Source organism: Sediminibacterium ginsengisoli (assembly GCF_900167075.1).
In the GTDB taxonomy this organism is placed as follows: domain Bacteria; phylum Bacteroidota; class Bacteroidia; order Chitinophagales; family Chitinophagaceae; genus Sediminibacterium; species Sediminibacterium ginsengisoli.
Genome location: NZ_FUWH01000008.1, coordinates 120439 through 138319, shown reverse-complemented (window position 1 = coordinate 138319; position 17881 = coordinate 120439). Strand labels below are relative to the sequence as shown.

Sequence of the window (17881 nt, the reverse complement as noted above, 5' to 3'; positions counted from 1 at the left end):
GCTTCTATAGATAATGCTACCGCACAGATGCCATAGAAATAATTGCCGAAGAATAATCCGTTTGTAAATCGCTGGTTGATAAGCGGCTTTTTTACAACCGGTTTGCGGGCCGGTTTATTTAAGGATAACGATATCCGGTGATACTACGGTATCGCTTACATTTTTACCATTGTCTCTCACCCAGAATTTAAAGTAGCAGGTATCGTCCTTGCTGCATTTGGGCAATATGGTATAATTACTGTTGGGGATGACGCTGGTGCTGTATCCTACTTCGAAAATGCCTTTTAGATTGCTGGTTGAAGTGTAAGCAGGGATCTTGATCCTGTCGCCGAAATTATTACAGCCGTTGGTACGCGATACTTTCTGTACCCAGAGACTGTCCTGCACATCACCCTCTTTGTCCGTAAACTCGAGGGTAAAGATCACCGCCTGCGCATTCCCGAACACATTGCCGTTAACTTCCTTAAAAGTTAGCTTGGGGCGGGTGTTATAGGTATCTTTGTTGCACGACAGGATGAGCAGTGTAATGGCGGCCAGTATCAATACTTTTGTCTTCATTCGCTTTGCTTTCAGTTCAAATTTAGTTAAAACATTACAATAGACAGCCGTGTTGACTTTAGATGTTAACAATATTTTCTCTGTTACACCCGGAACATTCGATCAGGTCTGCCTGGAAGTATTCCGTTTCCAGTACGATCATAATCCCGTTTACCGCCAGTGGTGCGATTTAATGGGCGCCAGCCCGGCTACTGTAAAGACACCGGCAGCACTGCCTTCGTTGCCTGTTTCTTTTTTTAAAACGCACCGTATCGCTACCACTGATTTCGATACGGAGATCTTTTTCGAAAGCAGCGGAACCACCCAGACCATCAACAGCCGGCACTGGATCAGGGATATCACTGTTTACAGGCAGAGTTTCATACGAGCATTCGAACAGTTTTACGGCCCGGTCAGCGACTGGTGTATCATCGGTTTATTGCCGGCCTACCTGGAACGGCAGCATTCTTCCCTGGTGATGATGGTGGATGAACTGGTTGGTCTTACAGGTCACCCCGACAGTGGTTTTTATCTCTACGAACACGACAAGCTCGATAAAACCCTGCGTCACCTCGAAGAAAATAAACAGCAGACCCTGCTGATCGGCGTCACTTTCGGCCTGCTCGATTTTGCCGAAGCCTACCCGCAGCAGTTGAAACATACCATTGTAATGGAAACCGGCGGCATGAAAGGCCGCCGCAGGGAAATGACCCGGGCAGAAGTGCACGGATTACTGAAAAAGGGGCTGGGTGTAAATGAAATACATTCCGAATACGGTATGACCGAACTGCTCAGCCAGGCCTATTCAAAAGGCGAGGGCCGGTTTGTATGCCCGCCCTGGATGCGTGTGCTTGTGCGGGATGAGGAAGATCCCAAAGAAGTACGTACCAGCGGCCGTGGTCTTTTACAGATCATAGACCTGGCGAACCTCTATAGTGTATCATTTATTGCTACGGAAGATGTAGGCATGGTTTACCCCGACGGAAGCTTCGAAGTCTGGGGCCGCCTCGATAACAGTGATATCAGGGGCTGCAGCCTGCTGGTGGTATAAATTTTTCAGAACTTGTTGCATTATTTTGGCGGTTTGATCTTTTTGATCTTATATTTGCACCCCTGAATCGAAGGGATGTGAATAACATCTCTTGTCTAAATGCCCAGATGGCGAAATTGGTAGACGCACTGTGTTCAGGTCGCAGCGCCTTCACGGGTGTGCTGGTTCGAATCCAGTTCTGGGCACTTAAAAAGCCGCTGATCAGAAATGATCAGCGGCTTTTGTTTTTTGGTTACCTCTTTTCTTATAATCTTATGAATTATGGAGGCTCAAGAACTTTTTTCGGGGATTGATTAAGGGGCACGCCTAAAACTTGGGAGATTGTTTGATCACAAATAAAGTTCAGTAAGTAGCTAGAGAGAAAAACTTGTCCTTTGCGTCTGTCGAATACCAAAAGGTAAGACTTGTAAATTAAAAATATTCAATATATATTTAAGAAGCAGTCAAACCAGATTTATGTCTAAGGTTAAACACATAACATCGCGTAAGTATTTTTGGTTTTTCTTGGGGGTAGTATTTCTTGGAGGATATTACTTTTCTCATCATTACCTGGATAAGCATTCACCTTGGGTAGAATTGTTAAACATTTTTCTTTCGCACATTGGAGTAGGCCTGATTATTATGATACTGCTCGGGATGTATTTGGAAACTGATCACTGGAGCCATTACTTTGAACATCGTTTACAAAACATTGTTATTAAGGCAGATTTCCTTAAAATCATCAATCCGGAAAAGGTAATTGAGTTAGAAAAAAATGCGCTTGAATCTTTGTTAGGGGATAGAAAAATCCAAAAAAGCGAGGAATTTTATAAATTCTATAGAGGGAACCTGCAGTCGGCAATCAGCAAACCCTACCGTGAACAGCTTAATTATAATTTGAAAATCACTGAATCCGATAATGATACTTTTTTAGTAGACGAAGTTATATCCTACATCTGCAGATCTGGTGGGGCAACCATTCAAGAAAAAACAGGGTGGAAGCCTGATAAAGGAGAATTTAATTTCCCGGCCAGTTTTGATGTTACATTGAGGCATTCTTTATTACACGGCGGAGAAATGAAATTTGATTATAACAAATTGTCAGAGACTGGTTATGCAATCGGCGAAGGTAATGACCGTGGATATAATATCGATTTAAAAAAAGCCGGTTGTTTACACGATGGACTGCATGTGAGTCATCATATAGAATACAAAATTGCAAGATATAGGTTTGTTGCATGGCGATTCGCGACTCTGACAAACGGGATTAATGTGCAAATCGACTATCCCGATAAATACCTTTTATTTGTTCAGCCTTTTCTGAATTCCGAAGTTGGTATTAAAGAAGCCAGTATGAAAGAAATACCATTTGTTTTGGAAAGTGATTCCTGGTTTATGGAAGATGAAGGCATTACGTTCCAGTTAATCCAAAAAGAATCAGATTAGTCAAGGGAAATTGCAAAACGCGCGGTCAGGCAAACCTAATACTATTCCTTCTCCATTATTCTCTTTTTCTTATAAACTGCTAAAGCATCTTTCACCAGCATCCTGATATCCTCCACCGCCAACTCCTTCTCCGGATCACATAAAAAAATCTTCATCCTCGCTCTTTTCTCCTGGATCAGTTGCGGATGATCAAGGTGCTTACCTTCTACAAAACCGATGTATGGCAACTTGTATTTTTTATGGAACCATAAATAACAGAACATTTTTCCCTTGTAGCAGAAGAAAGGCATACCGTATTTCCACGCAGTTGTAATTTCTTTATCCTGTGCGAGTATCATGCTCCTGAGCGCGAGCAGGCATTCTTTTACAACGGGTAGTTGTGTTTCGTAAAAAAGGTCTTCGCTTTTCATGGCAGTGTCGTGTATATTGATTGCCTAATATACTGCAGCAGGAAAAACAATAACTATGGTTTATTCAGACGGTTTGAAATACGTATGCTTGTTAAGCAGAAGCTTCCGGCGTTAAATCAACGGGGATGTATTTTATTGCCTTTTGGTTGGGCAGGATGTAAAAAAGAATCATGGCAACTGATAGCTGACCATGATCCTTTGAATAGTTTACCATTATGGCTTGGGCAATTCGCCCGGTGTACTGTCGGGCTGAGGTACTTCTTCCGGCCTCGATTCAGGAACTTCACGCGGCGGTTGAGGTACTTCAGGTGCAGGTTCCTGGCCTGGTATCACAGGCGGGATTTTTTCGGGTGTCTCTTTTTCTTTATCCATTTCTTTCAGTATTTACGGTTTTTAAAATAGGTTCGAGCTGCTGGTATTGTTCCATAGATAATCCTGCTTCTGCCGGTGTAGCGCCCCGCAGCAACTGCAGCACCTTCAGCACCATCTGCCTGTAAGGAATGATATAAATACGGCTTTCAGGCGGATAAGCGCTTTTTTTAGTGAACTGCATGTTGTCGATCCAGTCGAGTATTTCCTCGCAATACCGGATCAGTCTTGGCTTCTTCAGGTGCATGGTTTCCCGTACAAACTGCTCAACCGAGAATCGTTTACGTTCATTTTTTTTCATAACAGCACTTATTAGAATTATATTAAAAAAACTGTGCCTGCAAATAAATGGCCCCTGATGGCATGATACTTGGTTTTTTCAAATCAATAAAATCACTTTACTATGAAAAAAATCAAGTTAGGACTCGTTGCTGTTGCAGTAGCAGCGGGAGGCTTTTTCGCCTTCAAACCATTACCTCAGGGTTCAGTAAAAGGAACCTATACGCCGGTTGACAAAGCCGTTCGTGCATGGGCAATCAATGCCACCGATACTTTCCGTACAGATGTTTCAAACGGGAGTTTCGAGATAGGTAATGTAAAGCCCGGAACTTACAGTGTGATTATCGAGGCGGTTGCTCCATACAAAAATGCATCCAAGGATAATATTACTGTAAACGAAGGCGGCCCGACAGATGTAGGTGAAATTGCATTATCGCAATAAACTACAGATTTACAAAAACGATAAAAGGGCTCTGGATTACAGAGCCTTTTATCGTTTTTAAATGCAGCCAGAGGTAAACTTTGCACAGCCGGAATAAAAGCGTGGAAGTGATACCCCACTTGTTTTATAGGGTATTTGTTTCAAAATGTTAAAGTGAGGTTATCGTTTCAGAATGGGTATTTGTCAAAATAAACGGCAGATAATGAGGTAGTATGGGCAGAATGATTTTCTTTGCATTAGACCGCCGGAACAGAGATACTGTAAAAATGTATTGCTGCCAGCCGGATTTAAAACGCCAATAACCAATGCACCCCAGGTTGTATTCAGTATTTCTGCTGCTTATAATAATGCTTCCAGGGGCATTGCGGCTGCATGCAGCAGACGATACACTAAGGGTTCAGCTCAAATGGCGCCACCAGTTCCAGTTTGCGGGTTATTACGCAGCAGTGCTCAAAGGGTATTATACAGAAGAAAAACTCAATGTAAAATTATTAGAGGGCGATGCAAAGCATAATCCTGTGGATGAAGTGCTGAAAGGAAATGCATCTTTCGGTATCAGTGGTTCGGACCTGCTGGTGCATTATGCGCATGGCAAACCCCTGATCGCACTGGGCGCAGTTTTCCAGCATTCTCCTTACTGTATTATCTCTCTGAGTGAGAAGAATATTAGCTCTCCCACAGACCTGGTTGGTAAAAAGATCATGGTGTCGGAAGGCCAGGGCTGGGTAGAACTGCAGGCTGTTTTCTCAAAAGAAGGTATCCCGCTCGATTCACTTCACCCCATCCCGCATACCTGGAATAACCAGGACCTTATAGATGGTAAAGCCGATGCCCTTACCGGTTATGTATCTATGGAGGCGTTACAGTTCCGTAAGCTGCGTAAAGATGTACGCATCCTTCAGTCCATCAACTACGGGATCGATTTTTACGGAGACGTGCTGTTCACGGATAAAAGAACCATGGACAATTCGCCCATGCGCGTAAGCCGGTTCCAGAAAGCCAGTTTCAAAGGCTGGGATTATGCCATGGCTAACCCGGAAGAGATCATTGATTATATCCTCACAATGCCAGGTGTAAAAGAAAGGGGAATTACCAGGGAAGACCTGCTGGCAGAAGCAGAAGAAATGCGCAGGCTGATCCTGCCAGACATGATCGAGATCGGTCATATGAACGAAGGGCGGTGGAAACATATCCTTGAGATCTACAAAAATTTCCACCTGGTTCCGCCGGATGTGAATCTCCATAATTTTATCTATAACGAAAGTAAAAGCATCTCTTCAGGTTTTGTGCGCATGATCACTTATATCTCGGTGATCCTGCTGCTGATCTTCCTGCTGATCCTCGTATACGGTATCTCATTGCGCAGATCTGTACGCAGGCGCACGCGCGAACTGGAGATAGAAGTGCTGCACAGGACTTTTGCGCAGGAACGACTCCAGCTCAGCGAAGAAAGACTGGAAATGGCAACGGATGCTGCAGGCCTGGGGATCTGGGACTGGAACATCGAAGCCAATAAAGTTTATTATAATGATATGTGGAAGAAGATGCTGGGCTATCTCGTGGCAGATCTTCCGGATAAGATAGAAACCTTTACTTCGCTATTGCATCCCGAAGACCGTGGCATGCTGATGGAACAGCTGGAAGAGCATATTGCAGGACGTAAGGAAAGTTACCAGGCTATCGTAAGGATGAAAACAAAAGACCGTAAATGGAAATGGATCCTTACCATCAGCAAGGCGAGTCAACGCAATGAAGAAGGCAAGGCAACAAGACTTTCAGGGATACACCTGGACATAGACGATATCAAACACAAGGAAATAGAACTGAACGAACTTACACAGGAGCTGATGAACAGCAACCGTGAATTACAGCAGTTCGCGTATATCACATCCCACAACCTCCGCGCACCGGTTGCCAACCTGCTGAGCCTGGTGAAATTGTTTGAAGTGAAACAGTTGTCAGACAGGAACCAGGTCTTTTTCCAGAAGATCAATACCAGCATTGTAAAATTATCAGACACGATGGATGATCTCAATGAGATCTTATCTTCGCGGGTACATAAAACGGATTCACAGGAAGAAGTTTTTTTCGAAAAACAGCTGCAGGGTGTAATCGATGCAGTGTCTGAAGAGATCAGGGAAAAACATGTACTGATCACACACGATTTTTCAAAAGTGGAAAGCATGCCTTACTCGCGTAAAGTGATCGACAGCGTACTGATCAATCTGATAACGAATGCGATCAAATACAGCGCAGAAGACCGTCAGCCTGAAATACATGTGCAGACAGAGCAGGATGGCGAATTTGTAATACTTTCGGTGCGGGACAATGGAACGGGAATTGATATGGAGAAGTACGGCAATAAAGTGTTCGGTCTGTACCAGCGCTTTCATCATGATAAAGAGGGGAAAGGACTTGGCTTATACCTGATCAAGAACCAGGTAGAATCACTCGAAGGAAAAGTAGCAGTAGAAAGTATTGAAGGGAAGGGAACGATGTTCTATGTTTTCCTGAAAAAAATAAAATTAGCATTATGAGGTCTGGCCCCTGGCATATCCTGTTGATAGATGACGATGATGTAACGAATTTTCTCAGCAGGGAAATGCTGCGCCTCTCTGTGCCCGATGCCGTTGTGGTTGCTATGCAGAACGGAAGGGAAGCGCTTGATTTTTTACAGAACGGACTTAGAGGCCAGGATACACTTCCCGATATTATTCTTCTCGATATCAATATGCCGGTAATGGATGGCTGGGATTTTCTCGAAGGCTTCGACAAACTCAAAAGTTCTGCTGATCCACAGATACTGGATGCGATCAGCATATTTATGTTCACTTCTTCAGTGTACTATGAGGATATGAACAAAGCTAAAAGTTTCCCATCCGTACGTAATATCTTCTCAAAACCGCTCGACGAAAACCGCATCTCCGAGATCCTGGAATCCAGCAGCAGGTAGTGTAGTGATATTACTACACGATAGATTTTGTTTACTATTTGTAAAATAGTGATTTTCAGTTATTTTTGAAACGATTTTTTTTATATCTGGTGTTTTTACGGTTTTTGAGCAATTTGTCCGGGTGTTTTCCCCGTTAAAACGGCTTGTAAATTCAGTGTTTTCCACAGCTAATATCAGTAATACTACTACAAGGATTGGGATTATGACAAAGTATCTTTGTTTCAGAAAGTTGATCAGTTGATCTTCTTTTCTGATATCCTGAAAAAACCATTAAAATCTGTCGCATTAAGATGCCACAGATTTTTCCTCCGATCCAATTTCCTTTAGATATAATGCAATATTCTGATGTTAACCAGAAGATAGGGACGATCTGAAAATCGCCCCTATCTTATTTTAATTCTTATCCAATTACTATCTCGGGGGTATTTGAAATCACATTTCTTTTTTTTAGCTTAGATACTCGTTTGGTTGTGCTGCCATGTGTCAGGTAAGCCGGAATTAATCCAGGGTATGTGCGGTCGAAAAGTGCCGCAACAACCAGGGGGTGACCGGGGCGATGTATCAGAATGGTAACAGGTTCATATGCAAGTATTTATTTAGATGTTTTTTTCTTGCAGAAAATCGGAAAATTTAACCGTCTTTTGTTCAGCGAAAACAATAATAAGCGTTCAACAGCGGTTATATAGGATAGGAAATAATTTTGGTGGGTTTAACTGCTGTACTGACATTCAAAAGGAGAATAAATGAGAATATTGATTGCAGATGATCACACGCTTATCAGGGAGGGATTAAGAAAAATACTGGAAGAATCGCTCTCTTTTGCGGAAGTGCACGACGTAGCGGATTCAGCTGACCTTTTTAAAAAGGCAGTGAGTGAGAAATGGGATATCATCATTTCAGATATTAGCATGCCCGGTTACTCCGGAATAGAGATCCTGAAACAAATCAAGGAACATGCACCTCAGACGCCTGTACTGATGCTGAGTATGCATACTCCTGAGCAATATGCCGTACGCGCCATCAAGGCCGGTGCCTCCGGGTACCTGACCAAGGAAAGTGCTCCCTACGAACTGGTGAAAGCAGTTCAGCAGATCCTGGGTGGCAGAAAATATATTACCAGTGAAGTGGCAGAAGTGCTCGCAGGTTCTCTCGAGCAGAAAAGTGAAAAAGCTCCACATGAACATTTATCCGACCGCGAATTCGAAGTATTCAAAATGATCGTAATGGGTAAGAGCATTTCAGAAATAGGCGAGATCCTCTCTCTGAATGTAAATACCATCAGCACTTACAGGGCCAGGATCATGGATAAAATGCGGATGCAGACCAACGCAGATCTCGTACGCTACGCGATCCAGAATAATATCGTATAAAATAGACGAGTAGGTATATACTACACTATTGTAGTTTTTTCACTACATTGTTTACTTAAGGCTAACTATTTCATGCTTTTAAAAGCATAAGTTACTTTGTTCAACACTATAGCAATTAAGTGGGGTATCGATTCCGTGTTGCATTGCAAGTGTTTCTTTTTCAATCCCGTATCCTCCGTAACAGGCATTCACAGGGCTTTTTGTTCTGTCGGGTTGCTTACTGTCAAGCTATTATCCTTGAAAAACCTTTTATTTAACGTTATATAAAAGCTTTGCAGGATTAGCCCCTCAAAGCTTTTTGATTTTATTTATATCTTTAGAGTGATTGTGTATGGGTGCCAATAAAGTGAAAATATTATTAATCGACGACTCTGAATTTATCCTGCAGCGCCTGGAGCTGTTGCTGGGAGAGCTGGAGCAGGTAAGTGAGATCAGGTCTGCCATGAGCGCTGAAGCCGGAATACCTCTGTTACAGGTATACAAGCCCGATATTATCATACTCGATATCAATCTTCCCGGCAAGAACGGATTACAAATGCTGAAAAACGATATCAGGAGCCTGAAAAACATACATCCGCTCGTGATCATCTTCACCAACAATACGGTTTCGGGTTATAAGGCAGAATGTCTGCAGTATGGCGCAGATTATTTTCTGGACAAAGCCCGCGACTTTCATGTAATACCATCTATCATAGAAAAGACAAGCCGGGAAGCCCGGCATGTGCAGCAATCATAGCCCCAGCACTTCTTTCAGCCGCGCATACCCCGCCCTGCTTACCGGTAATTTCATGCCGATGCTTAATACGGCTACATAACTTTCTTTCTCATAAGGATCGAGTCTGGTGATGAGCTGGATATTGATGATATAAGAACGGTGTATTCTTACAAACTGTGTTTCATCCAGCGTTTTTTCGAAATGCTGCATGGTCTTGTTCTTGAGAAACACACCTTCAGCCGTATGGATCTTTACGTAATCGTCCGATGCTTCGAGATACTGGATATTAGCGGCCGGTATGATCTTGATCTTACCGTTGTCTTTCAGCACCACCCTGTTATTCTGCTGCTGGTTGCTGGTAACCGTATCCAGCATAGCCGTGGTTTTGTTCACCTGTTCCCTGGTTTCCTGCTGCCGCCATTTCTGAAGCGCTTTGTCGAAACGGTCCCTGCTGAATGGTTTCAGCAGGTAATCCACTGCATGGGTTTCAAACGCCCTGATCGCATATTCTTCAAATGCTGTTGTGAAAATGACGGAAGGTGGCTGCTCCAGCAATTCCAGCATCTCAAAACCGTTGATCTTCGGCATCTGTATATCCAGGAAAACCAGGTCGGGCTGGTGCTGCTGTATGGCTTTCACACCTTCAAAGCCGTCATTGCATTCCTGCACGATCTCAATATCCGGATGGTATTGAAGATATTCTCTTACAATACTGCGTGCAAGCATTTCGTCGTCTATGATTACTGCTTTCATAATGAATATTGTGGTATGGTCAGCTCGGTGGTAAAAATCTGCTCACCGGCAGTGGTACGTAACAGGTCCGTTCTGGCAAATAAGAGGAATAGCCTTCTCTCTATTGATGCAAGCCCGAACCCTGTGCCCTGTGTGCTGATGGCTGTTGTTTTATCGAACGGGTTGGTAACAGTTATCCTGAGCGTATCATTCTTTTTCTCTGCATGCAGGCTGATCATCACATCGCCTGTTGTATCGTATAAACCGAACTTGATTGCGTTCTCCACCACGGGCTGCAGTAACAGGGCGGGTATCATCAGCCTGCCTGCTTCTTCATCAATCACAATAGCTGTCTGCAGCCTGTTGCCGAACCGTACTTTTTCAATGTCGAGATAGAGGCCCAGGTAATGCATTTCCTCCTCGAGTGTTACAGGCAGGTGTTCTTCTTTTTTGAGTGTGCCGCGCAGGAAATCGGAAAGCTGCTGTATCATATGCCTTGCCTTTTCCGGTTGCGATCCTGCAAGTGCACTTACCGAATTGAGGCTGTTGAACAAAAAATGCGGCTGCAGCTGCTGCCTGAGTTTGAGCAGTTCGGCATCCTTTGCCATCTTTTCTGCATCTTCCTTTCGTTTCTGGTTTTCCTGCTGCTCCTGTAATGTATACCATAACAGGCTGATCATGGCCATGCAGGCAATCATCAGGAATGCAAAAATATAACGCAGGGTAAGCGATGATCCGAGAAATACCGTGTAATCATATTCGTTCTTGAAAACGATTTTAAGCGTAGTTCTTGCTGCCAGCAGCCAGGTACCGCTTAAAACGATACTGATCAGTAATACATACCAGTAGCGTTCGTGCTGCGGCAGGTAATATTTCATGTTATTTACGATCAGCAAACAGCAGCCTGCGAGTAATATATTACAGACGGCGCTGTCTGTAATACTGATGGCCGGGCTGTATCCATAACTCCAGACCACATAGAACTGCACCAGTATCCACACCAGCCACCAGCCGGTAAATATCATGCGGAATTTGTTGCCCCTGGTGATGGATCGTGACATAGGTTTCAGAGCGTCTGCAGGAAATGTTCAGTGCAGTCCTGTAACAAATATCCTGCTTTTATATGTACGTTATGCTGGTAATCGCTGCCGTTATCTTCTTCGCGGATACGGGAATAAACTTCTGCTCCGTCTGTTAGGTTCTCCAGCTTGTGAAGCTCCGTTACATTGATGAACTTCCACTGCACGGGCCGGTTATCGTGATTGTAAAAAAGGTCTTCTTCCTGCTGCCCCAGGAGCTGCGCTTTATTGAAAGCATGCAGTTCATCTTCGGCATGTATAAGGCGCAGCTGTTCGTCGAACTGCGCCGAATGTTCACCATTGCCGCAGATAATCCGGTAGACGAGTTTTGCCAGGTACCATTTCATAAACATTGTTTTGTAGGAATGATGCGTTTAATAGCTTTTGATTTCTATACCACCGAAAATGGTGGTTCCGCGGATCACGATCACTTTGTCCGGATCGAACTTGCCAACCTGCACCGGTCTTTTGTCTTCTATACCTGCGAACAGGGAAACCGTATCGGATCTCACTTCCCAGTGTGGCGGTATGATCAGCTTGGCGCCACCGAACATTACGGTTACATCAATAACAGCGGTGCCAACCAGATCTGCCTGGGTCAGGTTTATTTCGCAACCACCCATAAAACAGGTGATCTCTCCGCCTTTGAACTGTTTGGAACTAATATTTTTTTTTGCCCCGCCGAAAACCGAAACACTGTTCAGCACATCATCTCCGGATGCATTGGCCGATTCCTCCTCCCAGTAATCTGCTTCTCTTCTCCTGCGGCAGAACCTGCTGTTTTGGTTGGGGCGGATCATGAACAGTATGCCCAGGATAATGATCACCAGCGGCCATACATAAAGCTTCATATTCCAGTCTTCGAGAATCTCATTCGTCAGGAAAAAAGTACCCAGTAATGTTGGTACCAGCCATGAAAGATTGCGAAAGCCTTGTTTGATACCGGTAACCAGCCCGATCAGGATCAGGATCATCGGCCAGCTGAGCAGCCAGTGCGGAAGGCCGGCTCCCATACGGTCTGCAAGTAATGCACCACCTACGAGGAGCAGGATCAGTCCTGTCCAGAAGCGGCTGTTATTGTTGCGGAGTTCATTTGTACGTCTCATTTTCATTGATTGTACAGCAAAGATACCTGACCACATTGCCGCAGAAAAGGGCATTTAGGCGGTTGGATGCAAAGAGGCGGTAAGTGCACGGAAACGACCGGTAAACGTTCCGGCGGGTTAGGCTGCCTGTTCTTTACCGGCTTTTCTGCCGATGATCAGTACACCCACGATCACCAGGAAGGTACCGAAGAGCTGAAGAGGGAGCAGCGGTTCACCAAGAATATAATATGCCTGTAAAATGGTGGAAACAGGTCCGATGCTGGTAATGATCGCTACATTATTGCTGCCGATCCTTTTCATGCCATTGCTCATCATGAAAGAAGGCAGTACAGTTGCCACGATGGCCAGGGCAATGGAATAACCTGTTAATGCCGGAGTGAATGAAATACTGCTGAGCGGTTTTGTCAGCGCGAAATGAATAAAGATACCTGCTGTTGCTGCCATCATGGTATAAGCCGTATACCGTGTTGCCCCGGTTTTATTCACCAGCCGGCCGGTGCCTACCAGGTACAGGGAATAGGTTACCGCACAGAGAAAGATCATGAACGATCCGTAAAAGAAACCGGGTGCTGATGTATCTGCATGCAATTCTCCCGCATAAGCAATGCCGATGCCCGTATAGGTCAGCAGCAATGCGATCACCTGTGTACGGTGCAGCGGCGATTTGAACAGGAATGTGTTGATCAGTACCGCGAAAGTAGGATAGAGGAACAGGATCAGTCTTTCCAGCCCCGCTGAAACATATTGCAGTCCGATGAAATCAAACAGGCTGCTCAGGTAATAACCTAAAATGCCTGTCACCGCTACCTGCAGCCATTGTTTTGTACTGAGCGGTGTTGCTTTTTCTTTGCGTGCGCCCAGCCAGATAGCAAGGATATAAAAAGGAAGGGAAAATAACATCCGCAACGTAAGCAGGGTAAGTGCATCAACCTTCGTATCCTGGAATGCGAGCTTTACAATAATGGCTTTTGTAGAAAAGAAGATCGCGCCCAGTAATGTGATGATAAAACCTGCGAGTGTGATACGTTGTGAAGGCTGAGAGGTCATAAATGGTATATAGATGCGGGAAGAAACAGCGAACGGTTTTCTTCCCGCATAAGATTCTATACGCTTACGTTGAAGTCGCGTAATGCATCGTTGAGACTTGTTTTGAGGTCGGTGCTGGCTTTACGCTGACCGATGATCAGCGCACAGCTTACCTGGTATTCGCCTGCATTGAATTTTTTGGTATAACTGCCCGGGATCACTACACTTCTTGCCGGTACGCGGCCTTTGTATTCTACCGGTTCCGGGCCGCTCACATCGATGATCTTGGTTGATTGTGTAAGCACTACATTCGCTCCCAGCACTACTTCTTTTTCGAGCACCACACCTTCCACCACGATACTCCTGCTGCCGAGGAAACAGCCGTCTTCAATGATCACCGGGCTGGCCTGCAGCGGTTCCAGTACCCCGCCGATACCAACGCCGCCGCTCAGGTGAACACCTTTACCGATCTGTGCACAGCTGCCTACGGTTGCCCAGGTATCTACCATGGTTCCTTCATCTACATAAGCCCCGATGTTCACATAACTGGGCATCAGTACCACATTTTTGGCCAGGTAAGCACCATAGCGTGCAACTGCATGCGGAACGGCGCGTACACCGAGGTCTTTGTAATTGCTTTTCAGCTGCATTTTATCGTAAAACTCAAAAGGCTCCAGGGTCCAGGTTTTCATCTGCTGGATACTGAAATACATCAGGATGGCCTGCTTTACCCATTCATTCACTTCCCAGTTACCATCAACAGGCGAAGCCACCCTCAACCGGCCCTTGTCCACTTCTTCTATTACCGTGCGTACGGCATCGTTATAAGTCACTTCTTTCAGTAATTCTCTGTTATCCCAGGCTTCCAGGATCAATGATTTTAAATGTTGCATGCCCTGTTTTTGCTGTAAAAATACAATATAGTGCTTAAGCAGATTGTCAGTTCTCATACAATTTGTAATTTGCCGCCATTCGAATACCATTATGCTGCCTTTTCAAAACGATATTGATGCATGTCTCCGGGTGCTGAACAGCGGCGGACTGATCCTTTACCCTACAGATACCATCTGGGGTATTGGCTGTGATGCTACCAACGCGGAAGCCGTAAGCAGGATCTATGCGCTGAAACAACGATCGGACAGTAAAGCCATGATCGTGCTGGTGGCCGACGAACGTGAGATCCTGCAATACGTAACGCAGCCTGATCTGCAGATCTTCGATTATATCAAAGGCGTGAACAAACCCACTACCGTTATTTACGAAGGCGGAATAGGGCTTGCAGATAACCTGCTGGCGCAGGATGGAACTGTTGCCATCCGCATCTGCTCAGACGATTTCTGCAGGCACCTGATCCGGCGCTTCCGTAAGCCGATCGTGAGTACTTCGGCCAATATTTCAGGGTATCCTTCACCACAACTATTCCCCGATATCGATATCGCCATTAAACAGGGAGTGGATTATATCGTGGAACACCGCCAGGATGAACTGACGCCCGCACGCCCGTCTTCCATCATAAAATGGGAAAAAAACGGCACATTAACAGTGATCCGCCCGTAACCGATGCCCGGTTTTCAGCAAATTTTCCTCACAAGGCAGCAGATATTACCTGTTTATCATCTTTTTGATACCGGCACGATTTTTCTTGCTTTTATTACTTTTTAACCGTAACTTAATAATTACAAAAACGCTGGCGTATGGCAAGGGTAATACTTGATGTACCGACAGATAAAATGAAATCCTTTGTCAAGGCAATCCTCAACCTTGGCCTGGACCGTCATGCGATCCGTTCCGAAGCGCAGCACAGCGATCAGGGGCACCAGCGCCTTAAAAAAAGAAAGAATCTTCTCAAAGCCATTTCATCCAGTTATGTCCTCTTCGACTGGGAATTTTTCAGCAATGAGCTGGAATACGAATAACAGCAGGCGAATCCTTAGTTTTGCACGATGCAGAAAATACTGGTTGTTCAGACAGCTTTTATAGGAGATGTAGTGCTTGCAACAGCGCTGATCGAAAAACTGCATGCAGCTTATCCGCAAGCCGCTATCGATATGCTGGTAAGAAAAGGCAATGAACAGCTTTTCAGCGGACATCCTTTCCTGCGCGAAACGCTGGTCTGGAATAAAAAGCAGGCCAAATACAGGAACCTTTTTGCGATGATCGCAAAGATCCGCAAGCGCAAATATGACCTGGTGGTGAATGTTCAGCGTTACGCTGCAACCGGCCTGATCACGGCATTTTCGGGTGCCGCAAGAACTGTTGGCTTTAATAAAAACCCCTTCAGCTTTCTTTTTACAGATGTGATCCCGCATGCATTCGATGAAGGCATGCATGAGACCGAACGCAACCACCGGCTGATCGCAGCTTTTACCGATGCACAGGCTGCTAAACCAAGACTTTATCCGGCTGCGGCAGACGAAAATGCGGTGCGGGGTTATAAGAACATGCCCTATATCTGCATCGGTCCGGCATCTGTATGGTTTACCAAACAGTTCCCGGCGGAGCAATGGATCACATTTATCAATTCACTGCCTTCAGACCTGCAGGTGTTTTTGCTGGGTGCTCCCGGCGATCTGTCTTTATGCGAGACCATTGCCGCATCAGCAGGCCGTAAAAATATAACTGTCCTTGCAGGCAAACTTAATTTCCTCGAGTCTGCAGCGCTGATGCGTGATGCAAGGATGAATTATGTGAACGATTCTGCTCCCATGCATTTTGCTTCTGCAGTGAATGCCCCTGTTACGGCCGTTTACTGCTCCACTGTGCCTGCATTTGGCTACGGACCTTTGTCTGACAACCGCCATATTGTAGAAACACCCTATGCACTTGATTGCCGCCCCTGCGGTTTACACGGTTATAAAGCCTGCCCGCTGGGGCATTTTAACTGCGCAAGGCAGATCGGCAACAACCAATTACTGGCCACACTGTGATAACCGCAAGCGCAAACACCTACATTTGCAGTCCATGGATATTATTTGCACAGACAAGGAAAAGTCGCTTTTCGATAAAATAGCCGCCGCGGCGGCAGCTATGGAAGTGCCTTGTTACCTGATCGGGGGATTTGTGAGGGATAAGATCATCGGCAGGCCTACCAAGGATGTGGATGTGGTCTGTATGGGTGATGGAATAGAACTGGCGCATAAAGTAGCAGATGCTTTTACCCCGAGGCCTGTAGTGGCATTCTTTAAAACTTTCGGCACTGCCCAGATCAAAATAGGTGACCTGGAAGTGGAATTTGTAGGAGCACGGAAAGAAAGCTATACACATAACAGCCGTAAACCGGAAGTGAGTGCGGGAACCATTGAAGACGACCAGAACCGCCGCGATTTTACTATCAATGCACTTGCCATCAGCCTGAATAAAGAAGATTTCGGCAAGCTTCAGGATCCTTTCAACGGACTGGCGGATATTGAAAACAAGATCATCAAAACGCCGCTGGCACCTGCGCAGACCTTCAGTGATGATCCGCTGCGGATGATGCGGGCCATTCGCTTTGCCACCCAGCTGAACTATCACATCACACCGGAAACATTCCAGGCGATCATTGACAATGCCGGGAGGATCAAAATCGTTTCCCAGGAACGTATAACGGATGAACTGAACAAGATCATGTGCAGTGCAAAACCCTCGCGTGGCTGGGATCTGCTGTCGAAAAGCGGCCTCCTCAAGATCATCTTCCCGCAGATGATGGAATTGCACGGTGCGGAATACATAGACGGCAGAGGACATAAAGATAATTTCTACCATACTTTACAGGTGCTGGACAACCTGGCTGAGAAAACAACAGATCTCTGGCTGCGCTGGGCGGCTTTATTGCATGATATTGCGAAGCCCGCCACGAAAAAATATGAAGAGGGCCATGGCTGGACCTTCCATGGCCATGAAGTGGTAGGAGCCAGGATGGTGCCCAAGATCTTCACGAAACTGAAGTTGCCGCTGAATGAAAAAATGAAGCTGGTGCAGAAACTGGTACTGCTGCATTTAAGACCTATCAGCCTCACAAAAGAAAACATCACCGACAGTGCGGTACGAAGATTGCTGTTTGATGCCGGTGAAGACCTGGAATCGCTGATGATGCTTTGCGAAGCGGATATTACCAGTAAGAACAAACATAAAGTACAGCGTTACCTGCAGAATTTTGAACTGGTAAGAGAGAAACTGCAGGCAGTGGAAGAAACAGACCGGATCAGGAACTGGCAGCCGCCGATCACGGGGGAGATGATCATGGCTACATTCGGCCTTACGCCCGGAAGAACGGTAGGCATTATCAAGGATGCGATCCGGGAGGCGATACTGGATGGTGTGATCCCGAACGACTATGAAGCAGCGCGGAGATTTATGATGGAGAAAGCTGCCGAACTGAACCTGACTGCCGTTGAATAATTGTATT

21 protein-coding genes and 1 tRNA gene are annotated in these 17881 nt (G+C 45.4%); 12 read left to right on the top strand and 10 right to left on the bottom strand.

The annotated features are described in order from the left end of the window. Window positions 1-114: 114 nt before the first annotated feature. Window positions 115-558, bottom strand: coding sequence for a hypothetical protein (locus tag B5D42_RS13565; RefSeq protein ID WP_078832054.1), 444 nt, complete (start codon window positions 556-558; stop codon window positions 115-117). A 49-nt stretch (window positions 559-607) separates the two neighbouring features. Here B5D42_RS13565 and B5D42_RS13560 point away from each other — a divergent pair, with 49 nt between their 5' ends. The 3 genes from B5D42_RS13560 (at window position 608) to B5D42_RS13550 (ending at window position 3013) form a co-directional block, all read left to right on the top strand. Continuing rightward, the gene (locus B5D42_RS13560) at window positions 608-1588 is read left to right on the top strand and encodes a LuxE/PaaK family acyltransferase (protein ID WP_245825691.1); all 981 of its coding nucleotides are present in this window, start codon (window positions 608-610) and stop codon (window positions 1586-1588) included. A 101-nt stretch (window positions 1589-1689) separates the two neighbouring features. Next, window positions 1690-1773 (top strand) — tRNA-Leu (locus B5D42_RS13555). A 271-nt stretch (window positions 1774-2044) separates the two neighbouring features. Further along, window positions 2045-3013 (top strand): hypothetical protein, encoded by a 969-nt coding sequence (locus B5D42_RS13550; RefSeq protein ID WP_139367163.1) that lies wholly within the window; start codon window positions 2045-2047, stop codon window positions 3011-3013. Between the two features lie 41 nt (window positions 3014-3054). Here B5D42_RS13550 and B5D42_RS13545 read toward each other — a convergent pair whose 3' ends face one another. From B5D42_RS13545 to B5D42_RS13540, 3 genes are all read right to left on the bottom strand, one after another. After that, window positions 3055-3423 (bottom strand): DUF1801 domain-containing protein, encoded by a 369-nt coding sequence (locus tag B5D42_RS13545; protein ID WP_078832052.1) that lies wholly within the window; start codon window positions 3421-3423, stop codon window positions 3055-3057. A 213-nt stretch (window positions 3424-3636) separates the two neighbouring features. Beyond that, complete coding sequence (locus tag B5D42_RS17930; protein ID WP_176113018.1) at window positions 3637-3795, bottom strand: hypothetical protein; 159 nt, start codon at window positions 3793-3795, stop codon at window positions 3637-3639. Then, window positions 3788-4093, bottom strand: a complete 306-nt coding sequence (locus B5D42_RS13540; protein ID WP_078832051.1) for a hypothetical protein — start codon at window positions 4091-4093, stop codon at window positions 3788-3790. The genes B5D42_RS17930 and B5D42_RS13540 overlap by 8 nt, the downstream gene beginning before the upstream one ends. Before the next feature lie 102 nt (window positions 4094-4195). Here B5D42_RS13540 and B5D42_RS13535 point away from each other — a divergent pair, with 102 nt between their 5' ends. The 5 genes from B5D42_RS13535 to B5D42_RS13515 all read left to right on the top strand — a co-directional run bounded on the left by B5D42_RS13535 (window position 4196) and on the right by B5D42_RS13515 (window position 9572). After that, entirely contained in the window at window positions 4196-4513 is a 318-nt protein-coding gene (locus B5D42_RS13535) for a peptidase associated/transthyretin-like domain-containing protein (protein ID WP_078832050.1), read from the top strand. A gap of 347 nt (window positions 4514-4860) precedes the next feature. Then, window positions 4861-7050: an ABC transporter substrate-binding protein gene (locus tag B5D42_RS13530; RefSeq protein WP_176113017.1), complete on the top strand. Its 2190-nt coding sequence runs from the start codon at window positions 4861-4863 to the stop codon at window positions 7048-7050. After that, complete coding sequence (locus B5D42_RS13525) at window positions 7047-7466, top strand: response regulator (RefSeq protein ID WP_078832048.1); 420 nt, start codon at window positions 7047-7049, stop codon at window positions 7464-7466. The genes B5D42_RS13530 and B5D42_RS13525 overlap by 4 nt, the downstream gene beginning before the upstream one ends. A 743-nt stretch (window positions 7467-8209) precedes the next feature. Further along, complete coding sequence (locus B5D42_RS13520) at window positions 8210-8836, top strand: response regulator (protein ID WP_078832047.1); 627 nt, start codon at window positions 8210-8212, stop codon at window positions 8834-8836. Between the two features lie 346 nt (window positions 8837-9182). Further along, window positions 9183-9572 carry a response regulator gene (locus tag B5D42_RS13515; RefSeq protein WP_176113016.1) on the top strand — a complete coding sequence of 130 codons (390 nt, stop codon included), beginning with the start codon at window positions 9183-9185 and terminating at the stop codon, window positions 9570-9572. On the opposite strand, the gene B5D42_RS13510 is transcribed toward B5D42_RS13515, so the two are convergent. The 6 genes from B5D42_RS13510 to B5D42_RS13485 all read right to left on the bottom strand — a co-directional run bounded on the left by B5D42_RS13510 (window position 9567) and on the right by B5D42_RS13485 (window position 14387). Then, a complete protein-coding gene (locus B5D42_RS13510) occupies window positions 9567-10304 on the bottom strand; it encodes a LytR/AlgR family response regulator transcription factor (protein ID WP_245825689.1) in 738 nt (245 codons plus the stop codon). The two genes, B5D42_RS13515 and B5D42_RS13510, sit on opposite strands and share 6 nt — an antisense overlap. Beyond that, window positions 10301-11344 carry a sensor histidine kinase gene (locus B5D42_RS13505; RefSeq protein ID WP_078832044.1) on the bottom strand — a complete coding sequence of 348 codons (1044 nt, stop codon included), beginning with the start codon at window positions 11342-11344 and terminating at the stop codon, window positions 10301-10303. Before B5D42_RS13505 ends, B5D42_RS13510 begins: the two co-directional genes overlap by 4 nt. 5 nt (window positions 11345-11349) lie before the next feature. After that, window positions 11350-11709 carry a DUF4288 domain-containing protein gene (locus B5D42_RS13500; protein WP_078832105.1) on the bottom strand — a complete coding sequence of 120 codons (360 nt, stop codon included), beginning with the start codon at window positions 11707-11709 and terminating at the stop codon, window positions 11350-11352. Between the two features lie 27 nt (window positions 11710-11736). Continuing rightward, window positions 11737-12468 (bottom strand): LiaF transmembrane domain-containing protein, encoded by a 732-nt coding sequence (locus tag B5D42_RS13495; RefSeq protein ID WP_139367161.1) that lies wholly within the window; start codon window positions 12466-12468, stop codon window positions 11737-11739. A 117-nt stretch (window positions 12469-12585) separates the two neighbouring features. Continuing rightward, the gene (locus tag B5D42_RS13490) at window positions 12586-13515 is read right to left on the bottom strand and encodes a DMT family transporter (protein ID WP_078832042.1); all 930 of its coding nucleotides are present in this window, start codon (window positions 13513-13515) and stop codon (window positions 12586-12588) included. 56 nt (window positions 13516-13571) lie between these two features. Beyond that, window positions 13572-14387 carry a 2,3,4,5-tetrahydropyridine-2,6-dicarboxylate N-succinyltransferase gene (locus tag B5D42_RS13485; RefSeq protein ID WP_078832104.1) on the bottom strand — a complete coding sequence of 272 codons (816 nt, stop codon included), beginning with the start codon at window positions 14385-14387 and terminating at the stop codon, window positions 13572-13574. A 91-nt stretch (window positions 14388-14478) separates the two neighbouring features. Here B5D42_RS13485 and B5D42_RS13480 point away from each other — a divergent pair, with 91 nt between their 5' ends. The 4 genes from B5D42_RS13480 to B5D42_RS13465 all read left to right on the top strand — a co-directional run bounded on the left by B5D42_RS13480 (window position 14479) and on the right by B5D42_RS13465 (window position 17874). Next, entirely contained in the window at window positions 14479-15051 is a 573-nt protein-coding gene (locus B5D42_RS13480; protein WP_176113015.1) for an L-threonylcarbamoyladenylate synthase, read from the top strand. A 137-nt stretch (window positions 15052-15188) separates the two neighbouring features. Then, window positions 15189-15410 carry a hypothetical protein gene (locus B5D42_RS13475; protein ID WP_078832041.1) on the top strand — a complete coding sequence of 74 codons (222 nt, stop codon included), beginning with the start codon at window positions 15189-15191 and terminating at the stop codon, window positions 15408-15410. A 27-nt stretch (window positions 15411-15437) separates the two neighbouring features. Continuing rightward, a complete protein-coding gene (locus tag B5D42_RS13470) occupies window positions 15438-16421 on the top strand; it encodes a glycosyltransferase family 9 protein (RefSeq protein WP_078832040.1) in 984 nt (327 codons plus the stop codon). A 34-nt stretch (window positions 16422-16455) separates the two neighbouring features. Further along, on the top strand, window positions 16456-17874 hold the full coding sequence (locus B5D42_RS13465; RefSeq protein WP_078832039.1) for a CCA tRNA nucleotidyltransferase: 1419 nt from the start codon (window positions 16456-16458) through the stop codon (window positions 17872-17874). Window positions 17875-17881 lie beyond the last annotated feature (7 nt).

Coding starts and splice junctions, on each gene's coding strand:
- B5D42_RS13565 (WP_078832054.1), bottom strand. CDS start 558: ATGAAGACAAAAGTATTGATACTGGCCGCCATTACACTGCTCATCCTG.
- B5D42_RS13550 (WP_139367163.1), top strand. CDS start 2,045: ATGTCTAAGGTTAAACACATAACATCGCGTAAGTATTTTTGGTTTTTC.
- B5D42_RS13545 (WP_078832052.1), bottom strand. CDS start 3,423: ATGAAAAGCGAAGACCTTTTTTACGAAACACAACTACCCGTTGTAAAA.
- B5D42_RS17930 (WP_176113018.1), bottom strand. CDS start 3,795: ATGGATAAAGAAAAAGAGACACCCGAAAAAATCCCGCCTGTGATACCA.
- B5D42_RS13540 (WP_078832051.1), bottom strand. CDS start 4,093: ATGAAAAAAAATGAACGTAAACGATTCTCGGTTGAGCAGTTTGTACGG.
- B5D42_RS13535 (WP_078832050.1), top strand. CDS start 4,196: ATGAAAAAAATCAAGTTAGGACTCGTTGCTGTTGCAGTAGCAGCGGGA.
- B5D42_RS13530 (WP_176113017.1), top strand. CDS start 4,861: ATGCTTCCAGGGGCATTGCGGCTGCATGCAGCAGACGATACACTAAGG.
- B5D42_RS13525 (WP_078832048.1), top strand. CDS start 7,047: ATGAGGTCTGGCCCCTGGCATATCCTGTTGATAGATGACGATGATGTA.
- B5D42_RS13520 (WP_078832047.1), top strand. CDS start 8,210: ATGAGAATATTGATTGCAGATGATCACACGCTTATCAGGGAGGGATTA.
- B5D42_RS13510 (WP_245825689.1), bottom strand. CDS start 10,304: ATGAAAGCAGTAATCATAGACGACGAAATGCTTGCACGCAGTATTGTA.
- B5D42_RS13505 (WP_078832044.1), bottom strand. CDS start 11,344: ATGTCACGATCCATCACCAGGGGCAACAAATTCCGCATGATATTTACC.
- B5D42_RS13500 (WP_078832105.1), bottom strand. CDS start 11,709: ATGAAATGGTACCTGGCAAAACTCGTCTACCGGATTATCTGCGGCAAT.
- B5D42_RS13495 (WP_139367161.1), bottom strand. CDS start 12,468: ATGAGACGTACAAATGAACTCCGCAACAATAACAGCCGCTTCTGGACA.
- B5D42_RS13490 (WP_078832042.1), bottom strand. CDS start 13,515: ATGACCTCTCAGCCTTCACAACGTATCACACTCGCAGGTTTTATCATC.
- B5D42_RS13485 (WP_078832104.1), bottom strand. CDS start 14,387: ATGCAACATTTAAAATCATTGATCCTGGAAGCCTGGGATAACAGAGAA.
- B5D42_RS13480 (WP_176113015.1), top strand. CDS start 14,479: ATGCTGCCTTTTCAAAACGATATTGATGCATGTCTCCGGGTGCTGAAC.
- B5D42_RS13475 (WP_078832041.1), top strand. CDS start 15,189: ATGGCAAGGGTAATACTTGATGTACCGACAGATAAAATGAAATCCTTT.
- B5D42_RS13470 (WP_078832040.1), top strand. CDS start 15,438: ATGCAGAAAATACTGGTTGTTCAGACAGCTTTTATAGGAGATGTAGTG.
- B5D42_RS13465 (WP_078832039.1), top strand. CDS start 16,456: ATGGATATTATTTGCACAGACAAGGAAAAGTCGCTTTTCGATAAAATA.